Origin of the sequence: Micromonospora sp. CA-246542, from assembly GCF_050942905.1 — a bacterium.
GTDB lineage: Bacteria > Actinomycetota > Actinomycetes > Mycobacteriales > Micromonosporaceae > Micromonospora.
This window is the reverse complement of the sequence record NZ_CP192040.1, coordinates 5,331,158-5,348,513: the sequence shown is the minus strand read 5'-3', so window position 1 is coordinate 5,348,513 and position 17,356 is coordinate 5,331,158. Positions and strand designations below refer to the sequence as shown.

Sequence of the window (17,356 nt, the reverse complement as noted above, 5' to 3'; positions counted from 1 at the left end):
CGCGCTCGAACATGGATGTAGTGGCTTCTGGCGCGTTCGAGGCCACTACATCCAGGATCGAGCACGATCTTGGTGCGGGTGCGGGTGCGGGTGCGGGTGCGGGTGCGGGTGCGGGTGCGGTGCGGTTAGCGGTGGGCGCTCGGCGCGGGGGGTCGGGCCAGTCGGGCGCGGACGGCGAGGGCCACCGGTAGCAGCGCGGGGCCGACCAGCGCGACCACGGCAGCCGTCGCGGCGAGCGCCGTCCAGTTCGGGACGAACGCGCTCGGCATACCGTCCGCCGCCCCGGCCAGCGGTAGCAGGGCCAGCAGACCCACGGGGGTGAGCAGGATCAACAGGGCCCACCCGCCCCGGTGGTCGCCGCGTACGGCCAGTCCCACCGCGAGCAGCATGGCCACCGCGAGCACCGCCACGGCGGTGTCCTGCAACATCAGAATCGCCCTCACCGCGCGATAGGTCCAGGCGAAACTTCCCGGCGTCAGGCTTGCGGCCGCCGCCAGGCCGGCGACGGCGGCGAGCAGCGGCGCCACCCGCAGCGACACCGGCCGCGCGCGGGACGCGCCGAGCGCGACCACACCCAACCCGACCTGCGGGAGCAGCACGAACAACGGCGGACGGGGCAGGCCGGTGAGCGCGGCGGCGGGGACGAGGGCGACCGTGAGAAGCAGCGCGAGCGCGACCGCGCGTCGGTGCCACCGGCCGGGTGCCAGCGCCTGTACACCCGCGGCGAGGAGCCAACCGACCCACGCCACGATGCCGAGCGAGACGAACGGCCCGGCGGACGGCTCGCCGAAGCCGGGCAGCGCCGGGCGCAGTTCGAGCACGGTCCACATGCCGGCGAGCGTGGTGGCGGTGAGCAGGGCCAGGGCCGCCGCGAGGTGTACCCCGGGGACCAGGTCGGTGACGCCGGTGGCGCGTACCCGTTGGCGGAGCCCGCCGCGGAGGAGGTCCACGGCGTCCGCCGGGGTGGGCCAGCGGCGGCCCGGCTCGGCCAGGTCCAGGTACGTGCCGACGATCTCGGCGCCCCGGGCCCGCCGGTAGTCGGCGGGGTACGCGGCGAGGAGCCGGAGGTAACGGCGCTCGAGCTCGGTCATGCGAGGCCTCCGGCGAGGCGTGGGGTGGTCGGTCGGGCGGCGCGGGCCCGTGCGGCGAGCCGGGCGGTGGCGGCCTCGACGTTGCGTCGCAGCCGTTCGGTCTCGGCGCTGAGGGTGGCGTCGCCGTCGGGGGAGAGGCGGTAGTAGCGGCGTAGTCGGCCGTCCACCACCTCCTCCCGGTCGACCTCGACGAGGCCGGCGTCGACCAGCCGGTCCAGCGCGCCGTAGAGCGTTCCGGGGCGCAGCGACACGCGGTTGTCGGAGAGGGCGGCGACCTCGCCGATCAGTCCGTAGCCGTGCATCGGCTCAACGGCGAGCGCGGTCAGGATCAGGAAGGTGGGTTCGCGCAGCGGTATGTCCACGGCGACAATATATCGGACCCGAAGGTATATCGGGGGGCGTTACAAAGCGCGCCGGGCCGGCTCCACGATCGTGGAGCCGGCCCGGCCGGTAGAGCGGTGTGACTGCTCAGCAGTCGTAGTACATGGCGAACTCGTGCGGGGTCGGGCGCAGACGCACCGGGTCGACCTCGTTGGCGCGCTTCCAGTCGACCCAGGTGGAGATCAGGTCGGGGGTGAAGACGCCACCCTCGAGCAGGTAGTCGTGGTCGGCCTCGAGCGAGTCGAGCACGGCCGGCAGCGAGCCCGGAACCTGCTTGACGTCGCCCCACTCCTCCGGCGGGAGGTCGTAGAGGTCCTTGTCGATCGGCGTCGGCGGCTCGATCTTGCTCTTGATGCCGTCCAGGCCGGCCATCATCATGGCCGAGAAGGCCAGGTAGACGTTTGCCGACGGGTCCGGCACGCGGAACTCGACGCGCTTGGCCTTCGGGTTGCTGCCGGTCACCGGGATGCGGGTGCAGGCGGAGCGGTTGCGCTGCGAGTAGACCAGGTTGACCGGGGCCTCGTAGCCCGGCACCAGGCGACGGTACGAGTTGACCGTCGGGTTGGTGAACGCCAGCAGCGACGGGGCGTGGTGCAGCAGACCGCCGATGTACCAGCGAGCCATGTCGGACAGGCCGGCGTAGCCGGTCTCGTCGTAGAACAGCGGCTCACCGTTGAGCCAGAGGCTCTGGTGGGTGTGCATGCCGGAGCCGTTGTCACCGAAGAGCGGCTTGGGCATGAACGTGGCGGTCTTGCCGTTGGCCCAGGCCTCGTTCTTCACGATGTACTTGAAGAGCTGGAGCTGGTCGCCGGCGTGCAGCAGCGTCGAGAACTTGTAGTTGATCTCGGACTGGCCGGCGGTGCCCACCTCGTGGTGCGAGCGCTCCACGGTGAAGCCGGTGTCGACCAGGCGACGCACGATCGAGTCACGCAGGTCGGCGTAGTGGTCGACCGGCGGCACCGGGAAGTAGCCGCCCTTGTAGGCGGTCTTGTAGCCGAGGTTGCCGCCCGCCTCATCGCGGCCGGTGTTCCAGGCGCCCTCGATCGAGTCGATGTAGTAGAACGACTGGTGCGCCGAGGTCTCGTGGCGGATCGAGTCGAAGATGTAGAACTCCGCCTCGGCGCCGAAGTAGGCGGTGTCGGCGATGCCGCTGGCCGCCAGGTACGCCTCGGCCTTCTTCGCGACGTTGCGCGGGTCGCGGCTGTAGGCCTCGCGGGTGAACGGGTCGTGGATGAAGAAGTTCAGCGCGAGCGTCTTCTGCGCGCGGAACGGGTCGATGAACGCGGTGGCGACATCCGGGAGCAGGAGCATGTCCGACTCGTGGATCGCCTGGAAACCGCGGATCGACGAGCCGTCGAACGCGAGGCCGTCGGTGAAGAGGTCGTCGTTGACGGACTCGACCGGCAGGTTGAAGTGCTGCATCACACCGGGCAGGTCACAGAAACGCACGTCGACGAACTTCACGTCCTCGTTCTTGAGGTATCGCAGCAGTTCCTCGGGATTGGCGAACACACATCCTCCTGGCACGTCCACGGGTGGCTAGCGTCCTGGGGACGCTATGGCCGGGGAGTTGCCCGGCCATGTCTTCAGTGTTTCTGCCGTGTTACGTCCCTCGCGGAGCGTCAGGGATGCTCCTGTCCACGCACTCAGCCTGCGCGAACGTCGTACCGGCTGTGCCAGTGTAATGACACTTGAGGCCATTGGCCCGAATCGGCACGCTGTGGTGACGGCTCCTCGGCAGCACCTCGGCGGCACCTCGACGGCTCCTCGGTGGCCTCGATTCGGACGCGGATACCCTTGATCGCTGTGACCAATCCGCACGTCCCGGCAGCGCCGGCCAGCGACCCGACCTTCACCCCGCCGAGCCTGGGCCGCCGCTTCGGCGCGCTGATCGTGGACTGGGTGCTCTGCCTGCTGGTGGCCAACATCTTCGCCGATCCGGTACGCGACGGTTGGGCGCCGGTGCTCGTGCTGATCCTGGAGTACGGCCTCTTCCTCGGCCTGTTCGCCCAGACACCGGGCATGTACATCACCAAGGTCCGCTGCGTGAACTGGCACGACGGGGGCCGGATCGGCGTGCTCCGCGCGTTGGCCCGGGGCGTGCTGCTGGCGCTCGTCGTCCCCGCGCTGATCATGGACGAGCACCGCCGGGGCATCCACGACCGGCTCGTCGATTCCGTCGTCGTCGACGCCCCCCGCGCCTGACGGTCGACTTCCACGAAAAAGAGCCGGACCCGTGGGGTCCGGCTCTCTTCGGGTACGAGGTCAGCGTCGCGGCTGACGGGCGCCGCCCGGCGGGCGCATGTTCTTCGGGATCGCGCCCTTGGGCATCTGCGGACGGGCGGTGAGCGCCTTGAGGCGCCTGTCCAGCGCGTTGACGTCCTTGCCGCTGAGCGCGCGGGGCAGCCGCAGCAGGGTGTTGCGCAGCTTGCGGATCGGCAGCTCGCCCTCCTGCTGGCCGATCACGTAGTCGTGCAGCGGGGCGGAGCCGATGACCTTGGCCAGTCGACGCTTCTCCTGCCCGAGCAGGCCGCGTACGCGCTGGGGGTTGCCCTCGGCCAGCAGGATCACGCCCGGCCGGCCGATCACCAGGTGGACCATGTCCATCTGGGTGGTGGAGCTGACGGCCGGCGTGACCCGCCAGTCGCCGCGCATATTGTCCATGATCTGCGCCGCCGCGCCGGGCTGCCCCTCGGCGGCGTTCATCATCGCCGCGTTGGACCGCAGGTTCAGCACGATCAGCACCGCGAGCAGGGCGAACAGGATGCCCAGCGGCAGCCAGATCCAGCCCCAGAGGATCACCGCGACCACGGTGAGCGCGAGCGGGATGAGCACCGCTGCGGCGACCAGCGGCGCGAACCACCGGTCCTGCTTGGCGGTGAACTGGAACACCATCCCGATCTGCTTCAGCCGCTGGCCGAACGAGACCTTCTCCTGGGGCTTTGCCATGCCGCAGAGTCTAGTGGTCCCCGTCGCCCGGGTTGATCCGCGTCCGGGTGCCGCCCGGCTGAGTACCTTACGTCCCCTCAGCGGCCCGGATCGGGCGGGTAAGGAGGGTGCCGCCGGGAGAGATGAGGCGGTGTGCCCATGTCGGGTCGGGGCCTTCACGCGAAGAGTTGTCGGCAGCGAACGACGACGCGACGAAGGAGCCCGACATGTTCGGCAACGACGTGGACTTCCTGCTCTCCCTGCACCGTACCCAGGCCGCCGAGCTGCGGGCCGAGGCCGCCGCGGAGCGACTGGCCCGCTCGGTGACGCGCCGGGCCGGCCGTACCTGGACGGGCCGCCGCCAGCCGGTCCGCCGCACGGGCGACGACCGCCGGTGACCGCGACCGCGCCACCCGACACGGCCGACCGGCCCGTCCCGTCGCCAAACGGGGGCGGCGGGACGAGGCCGCGACCGCCGGCCGGGCCGCCATGGCGCGGGCCGGCCGGCGGGGTCGCGGTGTCGTCCGGTCATGGCATGCTCGGTCCCGTGACCCTCCGTGCCGCGAGTTCCGTCCTTGTCGGCCGCCAGCGCGAGATCGCGGCGCTGCACGACGCGCTGGGTCGGGCCGGGAAGGGCGAGCCGGCCACCGTGCTGGTGGGTGGTGAGGCGGGGGTGGGCAAGACCCGGCTGTTGGAGGACTTCGCGGTCGGGGCCACCGCCGCCGGCAGCCGGGTGCTGGTCGGCCAGTGCCTGGAACTGGGGGAGGCGGGATTGCCGTTCGCCCCGTTCGCCGCCGCGCTGCGCGCGGTGCTGCGGGCCGACGGGCCGGAGGTCTTCGCCGGTTTCGAGGCGGAGTTCGCCCGTCTGCTGCCGGAGCTGGGCCGGACGCCGACGGCGTCGACCGTGTCGCGAGCGGGACCGCTGACCGACGCCCCGCGCGGATACCTGTTCGACCTGGTCGCCGAGCTGTTCCAGCGGCTCGCCGACGTTCGGCCGCTGCTGCTGGTGATCGAGGACCTGCACTGGGCGGACCGGTCCACCCGGGATCTGATCGGTTTCCTGGTCCGGGCCGCGCGGCCGGGTCGGCTGCTGCTGGTCTGCACGTACCGCACCGACGAGTTGCAGCGCGGACATCCGCTGCGCCCGTTCCTCGCCGAGCTGGACCGGGCCCGCGGTGTGGAACGGGTCGAGCTGGGCCGGCTGGACCGCGACGGCACCGGCGCGATCCTCGCCGACCTGCTCGGCGGCGAGCCCGCGCCGCGTGCCGTCGACGACGTCCACAAGCGTACGCAGGGCAATCCGTTCTTCATCGAGGAGCTGGCGGTGGCCGGCGACCCGATCGGCTGCGCGGCGATCCCCGAGACGCTGCGGGACCTGCTACTGGCCCGGGTGGACCGGCTGCCCGAGCCGACCCAGCGGGTCCTGCGGATCGCCGCGGCCGGCGGCACCCGCTTCGCCCACGACCTGCTCGCCGAGGTCGCCGGCCTGCCCGAGGCCGAGTTGGAGGACGCGCTGCGCGCGGCCGTCGCGGCCCAACTGGTGGTGGCCGACCGGGACGGCGACTACGAGTTCCGGCACGCTCTGGTCCGGGAGGCCGTGCACGACGAGTTGCTGCCCGGCGAGCATGCCCGGCTGCACGCGCGGTTCGCCGCCGCGATCGAGGCGCAGCCGCACCTGGTCGTCGCCGGCCGCGCCCCGGCCGAGATCGCCCACCACTGGTACGCGGCGCACGACCATCCCCGTGCCCTCGTCGCCGCTCGGGTCGCGGCCTGCGCCGCCGCCGACCGGTACGCCTACGCCGAGCAGCGTCGCCTGCTGGAGCGGGCGTTGGAGCTGTGGGAGTTGGTGCCGGACGCGGCCGACCTGCTGGGCATGGACCATCTGGCGTTGCTGGAGCAGACGCTGGACGCGGCGGTGACGGCCGGCGACTTCAGCCGGGCCATCACGTTGACCCGCGCCGGACTGGCCGAGGTGGACGCCGATGCCGCGCCGCTGCGCGCCGCCCGCCTGCTGGACCAGCGGGGCCGACTGATGGCCCTGCTGGGCAAGAGCGACGGCCGGCGGGAGCTGGACGAGGCGTACCGCCTGGCGGCCGGCGGTCCGCCCGGTGTCGAGCGGGTCCGGCTGCTCGCCGACGTCGCCACCCACCTGGTCAAGATCGATGCCGCGCAGGCCGCCCAGGTGGCGGCCGAAGCTGCCACGGACGCCAAGGCGCTGGGCGCGGAACCGGCCCTGCTCGCGACCCGGATCGCGCTGCTCTGCCAGGGCGAACGGGACGGCGAACGAGGGCTCGCGGAGCTGGACCGCGCCGAGGCGGCGGCCCGGGCGTCCGGTGACGTGCCGGCCCTGGTGCTCGCCAAGGTGTTCCAGTCGGACCTGCTCTGCGAGGCGGGCCGCTACGCCGAGTCCGCCGAGGCGGCCGAGGCCGGCATGGCCGAGGCGCGGCGGGTGGGGATCAGCCGCTCGACGGGGGCGTACCTGCTGTCCAACCGGGCGGAGGCGCTGATCGCGTTGGGCCGCTGGGACGACGCGGAGACGGTGTGCGCCGAGGCGGCCCGGATCGACCTGTCCGGCGTGACCGGCCTGCACTGGCTCCAGGTGTGCGCCGGTCTGCGGCTGGCCCGGGCGCATCCGGGCGCCGACGAGCTGGTCGAGCGGGCGTTGGCCTTCCTCGGCCGGCCCTACCTGTGGCCGAACCACCGACTGCCCCTGCACGAGCTGGGGATCGAGGCGGCGCTGGCCGCCGACGACGTGTCCGAGGCGGTACGCGCGGCTCGCGTGGCGGTGGCCGACGAGAGCCTGCCGCAGCTACCCCGCGAGGGCTGGCCGGTGCTGAGCGCTGCCGCGCGTACCGCCGCCCGCACGGGTGACGTCGAGTTGGCCGCCGCCGTGGCCGCGCTCGCGGCCGACCTGCCGGCGCGGCACCCGGCCGCGCGGGCGCACTCCGCCCAGGTCGACGCCCTGCTGGCGGCCGACGACGAGGTGTTGCCGACGTGGCGGACGGCGGTGCGGGCGTGGCGGGCCGACGGGCAGCCGTACCCTCTGGGCCGGGCGTTGCTGGCGCTGGCGGAGGCCGCCGCCCTGGCCGGCGAGCGGGACGAGGTGTCGGCGGCGATCACCGAGGCGGCCGAGATCGCCCGGCGGCTCGGCGCGACGCCGCTGGCCGGGGCCGCCGCCACCCTGGCGCGGCGGGTCGGTCTGCGCGCGGCGGGCGCCGGTGGGACCGGCCCGGACCTGCTGACGTCCCGGGAGCGGGAGGTGCTGCGGCTGGTCGCCGAGGGGCACAGCAACAGCCGCATCGCCGAGCGCCTGTTCATCTCACCGAAGACGGCAAGCGTGCACGTCTCCCGCATCATCGCCAAGCTGGACGTCACCAACCGGGGGGAGGCCGCCGCGCTGGCCCACCGCCTCGGCCTGCTGGCCGAGCCCGCCGCCCGGGGTTGACGTCGCCGTCAGCCGCGCGGGAGGTAGATGCGCCAGCCGTCGAGGATGACCACGTCGAGGGCGTCCGGGCCCACGCCGGGTCGCGCGTCGAGCCGGGCCGCCAGCGGCGAGCCGGTCGGCGCCACCCAGGCGGGCGCGGCCGCGTGCTCCACCTCGCGGCGGTACGCGGGGTAGCGGTCGAAGCCGGGGCGCAGGTCGTCGTCGACGACCGCGCAGACCACCCGCTCCGCGCTGGCGAAGGTGAGACGGTTGCAGGTCCAGTAGCCGGCGCGCACGTGTCGTACACCGAGGTCACGCAGCGTGGTCACCAGCTCGGCGTGTCGGGCCTCGGCGGCCCCGGTCGCCGGGGCCGTCCGCGCCGCCTGCGCGGTGGCCCAGGCGGTCGTGAGCAGCGTGGCGGCCAGGACGGCGAGCGCGACCGGCCGGGACGCCGTCGACCCCGACCGGGCCCGCGTCCAGACCGGCCAGAGCAGCGCCGGCACGGCGATGAGCAGGGTGGACAGGTATCGGGCGCTCTCCGCCGGGGTCAGGCCGGAGGAACTACTCACGGTGTACGCGACGAGCGTCGCCACCGCGGCCAGCACGAGAGCCAGCCGTACCGCTCCCGCGACGCGGGGCGAATCATCGGTGCCGGCCGAGGTGGGAGGTCGACGCAGGGTGCGCCAGGCCGTGCCGGCCGCGACGACGAGTAACACCGGCAGCGCGTACGCCCACCACAGTTGCCAGGTGGCACAGGCGCCGGGGTCGCAGAAGCCCATCCCGAGCGGCGGTCCGACCAGCAACCCGCCGTGCAGCCGGGCAGCCCACCCGGCGGTGGCGTCGGCGCCACCCGCGGCGAGCACCGCGTGCACCGGGTTCCGGCCGGTCGACAGGCTGTCCGCGAGCAGCGGGGCGGCTCCCAGCAGGACGGCCGCCCCGACCAGCGCGCCGGCCCGGCCGCGCAGCTCCCGGTGGCGGAACCCGACGAGCACCGCGCCGGTCGCCACGACGTACGGCAGCACCAGCGGATCGACCCAGAGCATCAGGCCGGCCAGGAATCCCCAGGTCGCCCAGCGCGTCAGCCGCCACTCGGGTCGGCCGGCGGCCAGGTCCACGGCGAGCAGGGCGAGCGCCACCCCGACGGCGTTCATCTCGGGGTAGCCGCCGCCGGCGATCAACTGGTTCTTGACGATCCGGTCGGCCCCGAGGGCGAGCAGGACGACCACCAGCAGACCGAACCAGCGGTCCCCGGTCAACCGCAGCGTCAGCCGCCAGGCCAGCAGCAGGAACAGCGCGTACAGCGCCAGCGTGGGCAGTCGCAGAGCGAACAGCGACGGACCGGCGAGGGCGAACACCGGCGCGGCCAGGTACGCCTCCAGCGTGCCCATGTACTGCTGGCCGTAGAACCAGACCGGGAAGTCCTCGCCCCGGGCGATGTGCAGCGCGGCCAACCCCATGGTGGCCTCGTCGCTGTTCGTCGGCGGAGTGGCCTGGCCCAGCAGCCAGAGCCGGTAGCCGACCCCGGCGAGCAGGGCCAACCCGGTGAGCCAGCCGAGGAGTCCGAGTTGCGCGCCGGGCCGCGGACGCGGTCGATCCGCGCCGCGCGGCTGGTCGCGTACCCCGGCGGTCATCGCACGATCATGACATCCGGGCGCCGCACGGTCCGTGCGGCGCTGTCGGCGGGTCAGCCGGCGGTGGCGACGGTGCTGGCGGCGCGAGCGTCGAGCGCCTGCTGGTAGAGCCGGCCGGCGCGGTACGACGAGCGCACCAGCGGCCCGCTCATCACCCCGGCGAAGCCGATCTCCTCGGCCTCCTCGCGCAGCTCCACGAACTCCTCCGGCTTGACCCAGCGGGTCACCGGGTGGTGCCGGGGGGAGGGGCGCAGGTACTGCGTGATGGTGATCAGCTCGCAGCCCGCCTCGTGCAGGTCGCGCAGCGCCTGCGAGACCTCGGCACGCTCCTCGCCCATGCCCAGGATGAGGTTGCTCTTGGTGACCAGGCCGTCGGCGCGGGCCTGCCGGATCACGTCGAGCGAGCGGTCGTATCGGAACGCGGGGCGGATGCGCTTGAAGATGCGCGGCACGGTCTCCACGTTGTGCGCCAGCACCTCGGGCCGGGAGCCGAACACCTCGGCCAACTGCTCGGGTACGGCGTTGAAGTCCGGGATCAGCAGCTCGACGCCGCAGCCGGGCTGGAGGGCGTGGATCTGCCGGACGGTCTCGGCGTAGAGCCACGCGCCGCCGTCGGGCAGGTCGTCCCGGGCGACGCCGGTGATGGTGGCGTAGCGCAGGCCCATCGAGACGACCGACTCGGCGACGCGACGGGGCTCGTCGGCGTCGAACTCGGCCGGCTTGCCGGTGTCGATCTGGCAGAAGTCACAGCGCCGGGTGCACTGGTCACCACCGATGAGGAAGGTGGCCTCCCGGTCCTCCCAACACTCGTAGATGTTGGGGCAGCCGGCCTCCTGACAGACCGTGTGCAGCCCCTCGCGCGAGACGAGCCCGCGCAACTGGGTGTACTCCGGGCCCATCTTGGCCTTGACCTTGATCCACGGCGGTTTGCGCTCGATCGGCGTCTCGGCGTTGCGCGCCTCGATCCGCAGCAGGCGACGCCCCTCGGGGGCGGCCGTTGCGGAGCGCGCTGCCTGGCCGGTCGTCGGCGCGGAGTGCTCGATCGTCACGAAAACGAGCCTACGCCGGATGGTGGCCGTCTATGTGCGTCAGGCGACCGGCGTCACGCCGCTGACGTTGTGACGCCGGACACCGGTAAGCCGAAAAATGGCGTCACACGCACGGCCTCGGGGTGTTAGCGTCGCCGCCAACAGCGACGACGGAGCCGAGTAGCCTCCCGACCCGCCAGAGCAGAGAGCCGCCGGTGCTGAGAGGCGGTCTGGCGACGGGTGCGTGAAGACCCTCCCGAGCTGCGGGCAGAACGGCGGCGACGCCTAGTAGAGCCCGCCCGGCTGGCCCCGGTCAACAGGCGACGAACGAGGCTCCCGCTTCGGCGGGGGCGAAGGTGTGGTGGCACCGCGAGGTTCCCGCTCGCCCACACCTCCCTGGGGCTGACGCGACGCTTCGCCGCCCCCGGGCGGCGACGGCGTGGCGAACGACCGAGGAGTCCGCCATGCGACGAACCCTGTCCCACCAACTGGCCGCCCAGGTCGGCTCGACCGTGCGGATCGCCGGCTGGGTACACCGACGCCGACTGCTCAAGTCGGTGGCCTTCCTGATCGTGCGTGACGCGTCCGGCCTGGCCCAGGTGGTCGTCACCGACCCGGCCGTCCGCGCCGAACTGGAGAAACTCACCGAGGAGACCGTCGTCGAGGTGACCGCGACGGCCACCGCGAACGCCGCCGCGCCCGCCGGGGTCGAGCTGACCGACCCGACGGTACGACTGCTCGGCCCACCCGCCGAGGCGCCAGCGTTCGACCTGTACCGGCCGATGCTCACCGCGAGCCTGCCCACCCAGCTCGACAACGCCCCGACGGCGCTGCGTCACCCGACCCGCTCGGCGGCGCTGCGCGTCTCGGCGGCGGCCGTTGCCGGCTTCCGGGCCGCGCTCGACGCCCGCGACTTCGTGGAGGTCCACACGCCGAAGGTGGTCAGCTCCAGCACCGAGAGCGGGGCGAACGTGTTCGCGCTGGACTGGTTCGGCCGGCCCGCGTACCTGGCCCAGTCACCGCAGTTCTACAAGCAGCTGATGGTCGGTGTCTTCGAACGCGTCTACGAGGTGGGGCCGGTCTTCCGCGCCGAGCCGCACGACACGGTCCGCCACCTCGCGCAGTACACGTCGCTCGACGCGGAGCTGGGGTTCGTCGCCGACCATCGGGACGTGATGCGCGTACTGCGCGACACAGTGGCTCAGATGCTGGGCGCGGTGGGCGAGCGCGCCGGCGGCGCTCTGGCGACGCTCGGCGTCGACCTGCCGGCCGTGCCGGCCCAGATCCCGGCGGTGCACTTCACCGAGGCGCTGACGATCGCCGGTGCGCCCGCCGACGAGCCGGACCTCGCGCCGGCCCACGAGCGGGCGTTGGGCGAGTGGGCGCTGCGCGAACACGGGTCGGACTTCCTCTTCGTCACCGGCTACCCGATGGCGAAGCGACCCTTCTACACCCACCCGGACCCGGCGCGGCCCGCGTACTCGAACGGTTTCGACCTGCTCTTTCGGGGCATGGAGCTGGTCACCGGCGGGCAGCGGCTGCATCGGCACGCCGACTACCTGGCGGCGTTGGCGGCCCGGGGTGAGTCGGTCGAGCCCTACGCCGGCTATCTGGACGCGTTCCGGCACGGCATGCCGCCGCACGGCGGGTTCGCCATCGGTCTGGAGAGGTTTGTGGCGCGTCTGGTCGGCGCGGCCAACGTCCGGGAGGTCACCGCGTTCCCGCGCGACCTGCACCGGCTGACCCCGTAGGAGCGGACGCCGGCTGTGCGCTCAGACTTCGATCAGGGTGGACAGCCGGCGCTCGACCACCGGCAGCACGTCGGCGACGGTGATCGGCCGGCCCAGCTCGGCGGTGAGCGACGTGACGCCCGCGTCGCGGATGCCGCAGGGCACGATCCGGTCGAAGTACGTCAGGTCGCAGTCGCAGTTGATCGAGAAGCCGTGCAGGGTGACCCCCCGGGCCACCCGGATGCCAATGGCGGCCACCTTGCGGGCCGGCCCCCGGTCGTCCTCGGGCACCCAGACTCCGCTGCGCCCGTCAACCCGCCCCGCCGCCAGGCCGAACTCGGCGCACACGCCGATGAGCAGGTCTTCCGTGCGACGGACGTAGGCCACGACGTCCACCGGGTCGGGCAGTCGCACGATCGGGTAGCCGACGAGCTGACCCGGCCCGTGCCAGGTGATCTTGCCGCCGCGGTCCACGTCGACGACCGGGGTGCCGTCCATGGGACGGTCCCACGGCTCGGTGCGCTTGCCGGCGGTGTAGACGCTCGGGTGCTCCAGCAGCAGCACGGTGTCGCCGCGCTCGCCGGCCACCACCGACTCGTGCAGGCGTCGCTGCTCGTCCCAGGCGGCCTGGTAGTCGAGCAGGCCGGCGCGGACGGCCGTCAGGCCGGGGGTCGTGGTCGTCACGACGTCAAGCCTAGTCCCGTATCCGGCTTCGATCCCTGGTGAGCCGCCTCACCGGCGCAGAGATCAGGCCGGTGGGACGCGCCAGAGCCAGACGTCGTCGACCCGCTCCGGTTCGCCGAACAGTGCCGTGGCGGTACGCCGGACCGCCGCCTCGTCCACCTCGAACTTCGCGCCGTGCACCGCGTCGGCGAGGACCAGCGTCTCGATCCGCCAGTGCCGCAGGTCGGACTGGACCTCCGTCCGGGTGCCGTCGGTGATGATCGGCACCAGCCCGGTGCGGCCGGCCTGGTCCATGAGCGCGCTCAGGGTGCGTGGCACCGGGCCGATCCGGCCTCGACCGTCCGGCCCGCCCGGGCCGAGAAAGAAGCCGCCCGGAATGGCGAACTCGCCGTGGCGGTGCGCGAGGGCGTACGCCTGCCAGCGCTGGCCGTCCGGGTAGATGTCCACGGTCAGCGGCACCGGGGTCAACGTGTTGCCGTCGGAGACGTACTCCCGCCAGGTGCCCGAGGTGATGAACCGCGGGATCGGCTCCCGCTCGTCGGTCAGCAGCGGGGTGGGCAGCAGCGGCAGCAGGGCCACCGCGAACCCGATCGCCCAGGCCAACTCCGTCGAGCGGTGCCGGGGTGGGGAGGTGCGCAACTGCTCGACGGTGTACGCCAGCAGCACCCCGATCACCGGGGCCACCACCAGCGCCAGCCGGGCGGGCAGCGCGGCGTTCACCACCGGGAACTGGCCGAGGATGTCGAACGGCATCGGCAGGTCGGTACGCCGCCCGTCGATCTTCGCGACCGGCCCGAAGGACAGCACCGAGAAGATCACCGCGACGACGCCCAGCGCCCAGAGGACCGCCCGGCGGCCGGGGTCGGCGCGTCGCCACAGCGCGACGAAGCAGACCACGGCGAGGACGAGCAGGGGGACCCCGAAGAACGAGTTCTCCTCGGTGGGGTTCGGCGCCAGCGCGGTCCCCAGCCCGACCTCCCCGGCCAGCGAGCGGCGCGGGAACGCGGCGAACGCGGCGATGTCCTCGGAGTGGATCACCGGGTCGAAGCCGGTGCCGTGGAACCGCTGCGGCCCCGCGAAGTGCAACCACAGCGGGTACGCCAGCAGCACGCCGGCCACCACGGCGGTCACGCCGAGCCCGCGCAGGAACGTGGGTAGCGCGGCGCGGGCCTCGGCCCGGTGGGCCGGGTGCAACGCCCAGACGGCGACGAACACGCCGAGCGCGAGAGCGGCGAAGAACAGGCCCTCGGCGGCGATCGAGAAGGCCACCGCGACCAGCACGCCGAGGATCACCCCGTCGCGCAGCCAGTGCCCGGGCCGTCGCAGCGCGAACAGCCGCCAGATCAACAGCGGGACCAGCCAGCCCGCGGTCCAGTTCAGGTGCGCGTTGGCGTGCGAGACCATGCCGGGGGAGTAGGCGATGAAGAGGCCGCCCACGGCGGCGGCGAGCCGGTTGCGGACGAGGTGCCGCGAGAGCAGCCAGTACCAGGCCAGCGCGGTGGCGAACAGGTTCAGGGTGAGGATCACGAGGAACGTCACCGGTGGCCCGACGAGGTACGTGAGCGGGGCGAAGACCACCGCGTACACCGTGATCGAGGTGTTGACCGCGAGGTTTACGCCGTCCGGGACGTTGATCAGGTAGGTGAAGAAGGGGTTCTCCCCGTGGGTGACCGCGTGCCCACCGAAGGCCAGCAGCCACTCGAAGAGCGCCTGGTCGCTGGAGTTGACGGTGATCGTGCGGACGTTCGGATCCCGCCACAGCCCACTGGTCACCCAGACGGCGAGCGCGAGCGCCACCAGCGCGACGATCAGGTCGGCCCGGAGGTCCCGATGGGTACGCGGTGACGACGCTGGTGCGGGCCCGGTGGCCAGCGACGGGGAGGACGGCACGCAGCGGACGTTACCAATCGGACCTGGACGAGCCGGTCAGACCGGCGGTTGTTGTCAGCTCTGGTGCTGCCGTGGCGGGAGGAGTTCGGCGTACACAACGGCTGTCGTGAATGTGTGAACGCGCCCCATATCGGGTCGGCGACACGCCGTCGTAACGTCTCGGCAACTTGACCGTGACCCAGTTCACAGTCTGCCCTGTCAGGAGGCCTCCGTGCGCCGCTCCCCGTCCCTCCTCACCCGGCTGACCGGTGCGGCCGCCGGGCTCGTCCTCGCCGTGGCGGGCGCGATCACCCTCGCCACGCCCGCCCAGGCCGCCAGCCTCACCCAGGTCACCGGGTTCGGATCCAACCCGGGCAACCTCGCCATGTACGCCTACCGGCCCGACAACCTGCCGGCCAACTCCCCGGCCGTGGTGCTGCTGCACGGGTGCGTCCAGAACGCCTCCGGGTACTTCGCGAATTCTGGCTGGCAGAAGTACGCCGACCAGTGGAAGTTCACGCTGATCGTCGCCCAGCAGCCCTCCGGCAACAACGCCAACTCCTGCTTCAACTTCTTCGAGTCCGGCGACACGGCCCGAGGCCAGGGCGAGGCGCTGTCGATCAAGCAGATGGTCGACCACGCCAAGGCGAACTACGCCGTCGACGGCTCGCGGGTCTTCGTCAGCGGCCTCTCCGCCGGCGGGGCGATGAGCGCCGTCATGCTGGCCACCTACCCGGACGTCTTCGCCGCCGGATCGATCATCGCGGGCATCCCGTACCGCTGCGCCACCAGCATGGTCAACGCGTTCAGCTGCATGAACCCGGGTACGGACAAGACGCCGGCGGCCTGGGGCGACCTGGTCCGGGGCGCCTACTCCGGCTACACCGGCCCGCGCCCCCGGGTGGCCATCTGGCACGGCACGTCGGACACCACGGTCACCCCGCTGAACGGCACCGAGTCCCGCGACCAGTGGACCAACGTGCGGGGGATCTCGCAGACGCCGACCAGCACGTCGTCGCTGCCGGGCAACACCAGCCTCGAGGTGTACGGCAACGACGAGGTACGCCTCTACCGCGTCTCCGGCATGGGGCACGGAACGCCGGTCGACCCGGGCTCCGGGACGGACCAGTGCGGCACCGCCGCCGCGTACTTCCTGGACACCATCTGCTCGACGTACCGCGACGCGCTCTTCTTCGGCCTGAACAACGGCGGCACCACCCCCACGACCCCGCCCGCCACCTCGACTCCGTCGCCCACCCCCACCGCAACGCCCACGGCGAGCCCGACCCCGACCACGCCGCCGACCTGCGTGACGGCGACCAACTACGCCCACGTGACGGCCGGCCGGGCGTACCAGTCCGGCGGCTACGCCTACGCCAACGGCTCGAACCAGCGCATGGGCCTCTACAACACCTTCTACACGAGCACCCTCAAGCAGACCGCTCCCAACTACTGGGTGATCGGCTGCTGACCTTCCCTGCCCCCGCCGCCCCGGCTGGACCGCGTTGATCAAGAGGTTTGCGTCAGATTCCGGCCCCCGGATGACGCAAACCTCTTGATCAACTGGGTGAGGGTGGGGTCAGTCCTGGAGGGCTGCTTTCAGGGCCTGGGGGAGGGTGGGGTGGGCGTAGGGGTAGGCGGCTTCCGTCAGGACTTTGGGGTGGACTCTCGTGCTGGTCAGGGCCTCGTGGGCGAAGCCGCCCAGGGCCACCTTGAGCGCCAGGGCAGGGATCGGGATGATCGCCGGGCGGTGCAGCTGTCGGGCCAGCTCGCGGGTGAACTCGGCGTTCGTCACCGGGTTCGGGCCCACCGCGTTGACCGGGCCGGCGATCTCGTCGTGCGTCAGCAGGAAGAGGGTCGCGTCCAGCCAGTCCCGCATGGAGATCCACGGCAGCCACTGTCGCCCACTGCCCAGCCGCCCGGCGATGCCCAGCCTGAACGGGAGCAACTGCGGCTTGAGCAGACCGCCGTCGCGGTGCAGCGGCAGGCCGGTGCGGAGCCGGACCACGCGTACCCCGGCGTCCTCGGCCGGTCGGGTCGCGGCCTCCCACACCCGGCAGACGTCGGCCAGGAAACCGTCGCCGGCGGGGGCGTCCTCCTCGACCACCCGGTCGCCGGTGTTGCCGTACCAGCCGACGGCGGACGAGTTGAGCAGCGCCCGGGGTCGGTCGCTCTCGGGCAGGCCGGCGATCGTCGTCGCGAGCGTGGTGGTGCTGTCCACCCGGCTGGTGCGGATCAACCGCCGGTAGTCGTCGTTCCAGCGCTTGTCGCCGACGCCCGCGCCGGCCAGGTTGATGACCGCGTCCGCCTCGGCGACCACGGCCGGGTCGAGCTGACCGGCCGCCGGGTCCCACTGCCGCTCGTGAGGGTCGCGCGGCGCCCGACGCACGAGTCGGGTGACCTGGTGCCCGTCGGCGACGAGCCGGTCGCCCAGCCGGGTGCCGAGGAAGCCGGACGCGCCGGCCATGAGGATCCGCATGCCGTTATCTTCGTCGAAAACCCTCTCCCCGGACGCGCCCCGCCGCCACTCCTCGCCGATCTTGCACTTTGTGTCGCCGTTATGTCGGGCCAGGCCCGTTTCGTCGCCACC

14 protein-coding genes are annotated in these 17,356 nt (G+C 72.7%); 5 read left to right on the top strand and 9 right to left on the bottom strand.

What is annotated here, in order from left to right; all coding sequences use genetic code 11:
- Positions 1 to 125 precede the first annotated feature (125 nt).
- From ACQP0N_RS24625 to glnA, 3 genes are all read right to left on the bottom strand, one after another.
- Entirely contained in the window at positions 126 to 1,091 is a 966-nt protein-coding gene (locus tag ACQP0N_RS24625) for a hypothetical protein (RefSeq protein ID WP_433114430.1), read from the bottom strand.
- The gene (locus ACQP0N_RS24620) at positions 1,088 to 1,453 is read right to left on the bottom strand and encodes a PadR family transcriptional regulator (RefSeq protein ID WP_355051491.1); all 366 of its coding nucleotides are present in this window, start codon (positions 1,451 to 1,453) and stop codon (positions 1,088 to 1,090) included. Before ACQP0N_RS24620 ends, ACQP0N_RS24625 begins: the two co-directional genes overlap by 4 nt.
- Positions 1,454 to 1,559: 106 nt before the next feature.
- A complete protein-coding gene (gene glnA, locus ACQP0N_RS24615; RefSeq protein ID WP_425734302.1) occupies positions 1,560 to 2,984 on the bottom strand; it encodes a type I glutamate--ammonia ligase in 1,425 nt (474 codons plus the stop codon).
- Positions 2,985 to 3,278: 294 nt separating this feature from the next.
- On the opposite strand from glnA, the gene ACQP0N_RS24610 reads away from it, so the two are divergent.
- Positions 3,279 to 3,677, top strand: a complete 399-nt coding sequence (locus ACQP0N_RS24610) for an RDD family protein (protein ID WP_433114427.1) — start codon at positions 3,279 to 3,281, stop codon at positions 3,675 to 3,677.
- Between the two features lie 60 nt (positions 3,678 to 3,737).
- Here the strand turns inward: ACQP0N_RS24610 and ACQP0N_RS24605 are convergent, their stop codons facing one another.
- Complete coding sequence (locus tag ACQP0N_RS24605; protein ID WP_355049339.1) at positions 3,738 to 4,421, bottom strand: DUF4191 domain-containing protein; 684 nt, start codon at positions 4,419 to 4,421, stop codon at positions 3,738 to 3,740.
- Between the two features lie 206 nt (positions 4,422 to 4,627).
- On the opposite strand from ACQP0N_RS24605, the gene ACQP0N_RS24600 reads away from it, so the two are divergent.
- Both ACQP0N_RS24600 and ACQP0N_RS24595 read left to right on the top strand, forming a co-directional pair.
- On the top strand, positions 4,628 to 4,798 hold the full coding sequence (locus ACQP0N_RS24600) for a hypothetical protein (RefSeq protein WP_355049340.1): 171 nt from the start codon (positions 4,628 to 4,630) through the stop codon (positions 4,796 to 4,798).
- 149 nt (positions 4,799 to 4,947) lie between these two features.
- The gene (locus tag ACQP0N_RS24595; protein ID WP_433114424.1) at positions 4,948 to 7,845 is read left to right on the top strand and encodes a helix-turn-helix transcriptional regulator; all 2,898 of its coding nucleotides are present in this window, start codon (positions 4,948 to 4,950) and stop codon (positions 7,843 to 7,845) included.
- 8 nt (positions 7,846 to 7,853) lie between these two features.
- Here ACQP0N_RS24595 and ACQP0N_RS24590 read toward each other — a convergent pair whose 3' ends face one another.
- Both ACQP0N_RS24590 and lipA read right to left on the bottom strand, forming a co-directional pair.
- Complete coding sequence (locus ACQP0N_RS24590; RefSeq protein WP_433114422.1) at positions 7,854 to 9,455, bottom strand: hypothetical protein; 1,602 nt, start codon at positions 9,453 to 9,455, stop codon at positions 7,854 to 7,856.
- A 53-nt stretch (positions 9,456 to 9,508) separates the two neighbouring features.
- Positions 9,509 to 10,504, bottom strand: coding sequence for a lipoyl synthase (lipA, locus tag ACQP0N_RS24585; protein ID WP_355049343.1), 996 nt, complete (start codon positions 10,502 to 10,504; stop codon positions 9,509 to 9,511).
- Between the two features lie 443 nt (positions 10,505 to 10,947).
- Here lipA and aspS point away from each other — a divergent pair, with 443 nt between their 5' ends.
- Positions 10,948 to 12,234: an aspartate--tRNA(Asn) ligase gene (gene aspS, locus ACQP0N_RS24580; protein ID WP_433114420.1), complete on the top strand. Its 1,287-nt coding sequence runs from the start codon at positions 10,948 to 10,950 to the stop codon at positions 12,232 to 12,234.
- Positions 12,235 to 12,255: 21 nt separating this feature from the next.
- Here the strand turns inward: aspS and lipB are convergent, their stop codons facing one another.
- Entirely contained in the window at positions 12,256 to 12,897 is a 642-nt protein-coding gene (gene lipB / locus ACQP0N_RS24575) for a lipoyl(octanoyl) transferase LipB (RefSeq protein WP_433114418.1), read from the bottom strand.
- A gap of 63 nt (positions 12,898 to 12,960) precedes the next feature.
- Positions 12,961 to 14,787, bottom strand: coding sequence for a DUF2079 domain-containing protein (locus ACQP0N_RS24570; RefSeq protein ID WP_433114416.1), 1,827 nt, complete (start codon positions 14,785 to 14,787; stop codon positions 12,961 to 12,963).
- Between the two features lie 211 nt (positions 14,788 to 14,998).
- Between ACQP0N_RS24570 and ACQP0N_RS24565 the strand changes: the two genes are divergently transcribed.
- The gene (locus tag ACQP0N_RS24565; RefSeq protein WP_433114414.1) at positions 14,999 to 16,237 is read left to right on the top strand and encodes an extracellular catalytic domain type 1 short-chain-length polyhydroxyalkanoate depolymerase; all 1,239 of its coding nucleotides are present in this window, start codon (positions 14,999 to 15,001) and stop codon (positions 16,235 to 16,237) included.
- 108 nt (positions 16,238 to 16,345) lie between these two features.
- Here the strand turns inward: ACQP0N_RS24565 and ACQP0N_RS24560 are convergent, their stop codons facing one another.
- On the bottom strand, positions 16,346 to 17,245 hold the full coding sequence (locus ACQP0N_RS24560) for a TIGR01777 family oxidoreductase (protein ID WP_433114412.1): 900 nt from the start codon (positions 17,243 to 17,245) through the stop codon (positions 16,346 to 16,348).
- Positions 17,246 to 17,356 lie beyond the last annotated feature (111 nt).

What these genes read in the sequence shown, in the direction of transcription:
- ACQP0N_RS24625 (WP_433114430.1), bottom strand. Translation starts at nt 1,091, where the DNA reads ATGACCGAGCTCGAGCGCCGTTACCTCCGGCTCCTCGCCGCGTACCCC.
- ACQP0N_RS24605 (WP_355049339.1), bottom strand. Translation starts at nt 4,421, where the DNA reads ATGGCAAAGCCCCAGGAGAAGGTCTCGTTCGGCCAGCGGCTGAAGCAG.
- ACQP0N_RS24600 (WP_355049340.1), top strand. Translation starts at nt 4,628, where the DNA reads ATGTTCGGCAACGACGTGGACTTCCTGCTCTCCCTGCACCGTACCCAG.
- ACQP0N_RS24590 (WP_433114422.1), bottom strand. Translation starts at nt 9,455, where the DNA reads ATGACCGCCGGGGTACGCGACCAGCCGCGCGGCGCGGATCGACCGCGT.
- aspS (WP_433114420.1), top strand. Translation starts at nt 10,948, where the DNA reads ATGCGACGAACCCTGTCCCACCAACTGGCCGCCCAGGTCGGCTCGACC.
- ACQP0N_RS24560 (WP_433114412.1), bottom strand. Translation starts at nt 17,245, where the DNA reads ATGCGGATCCTCATGGCCGGCGCGTCCGGCTTCCTCGGCACCCGGCTG.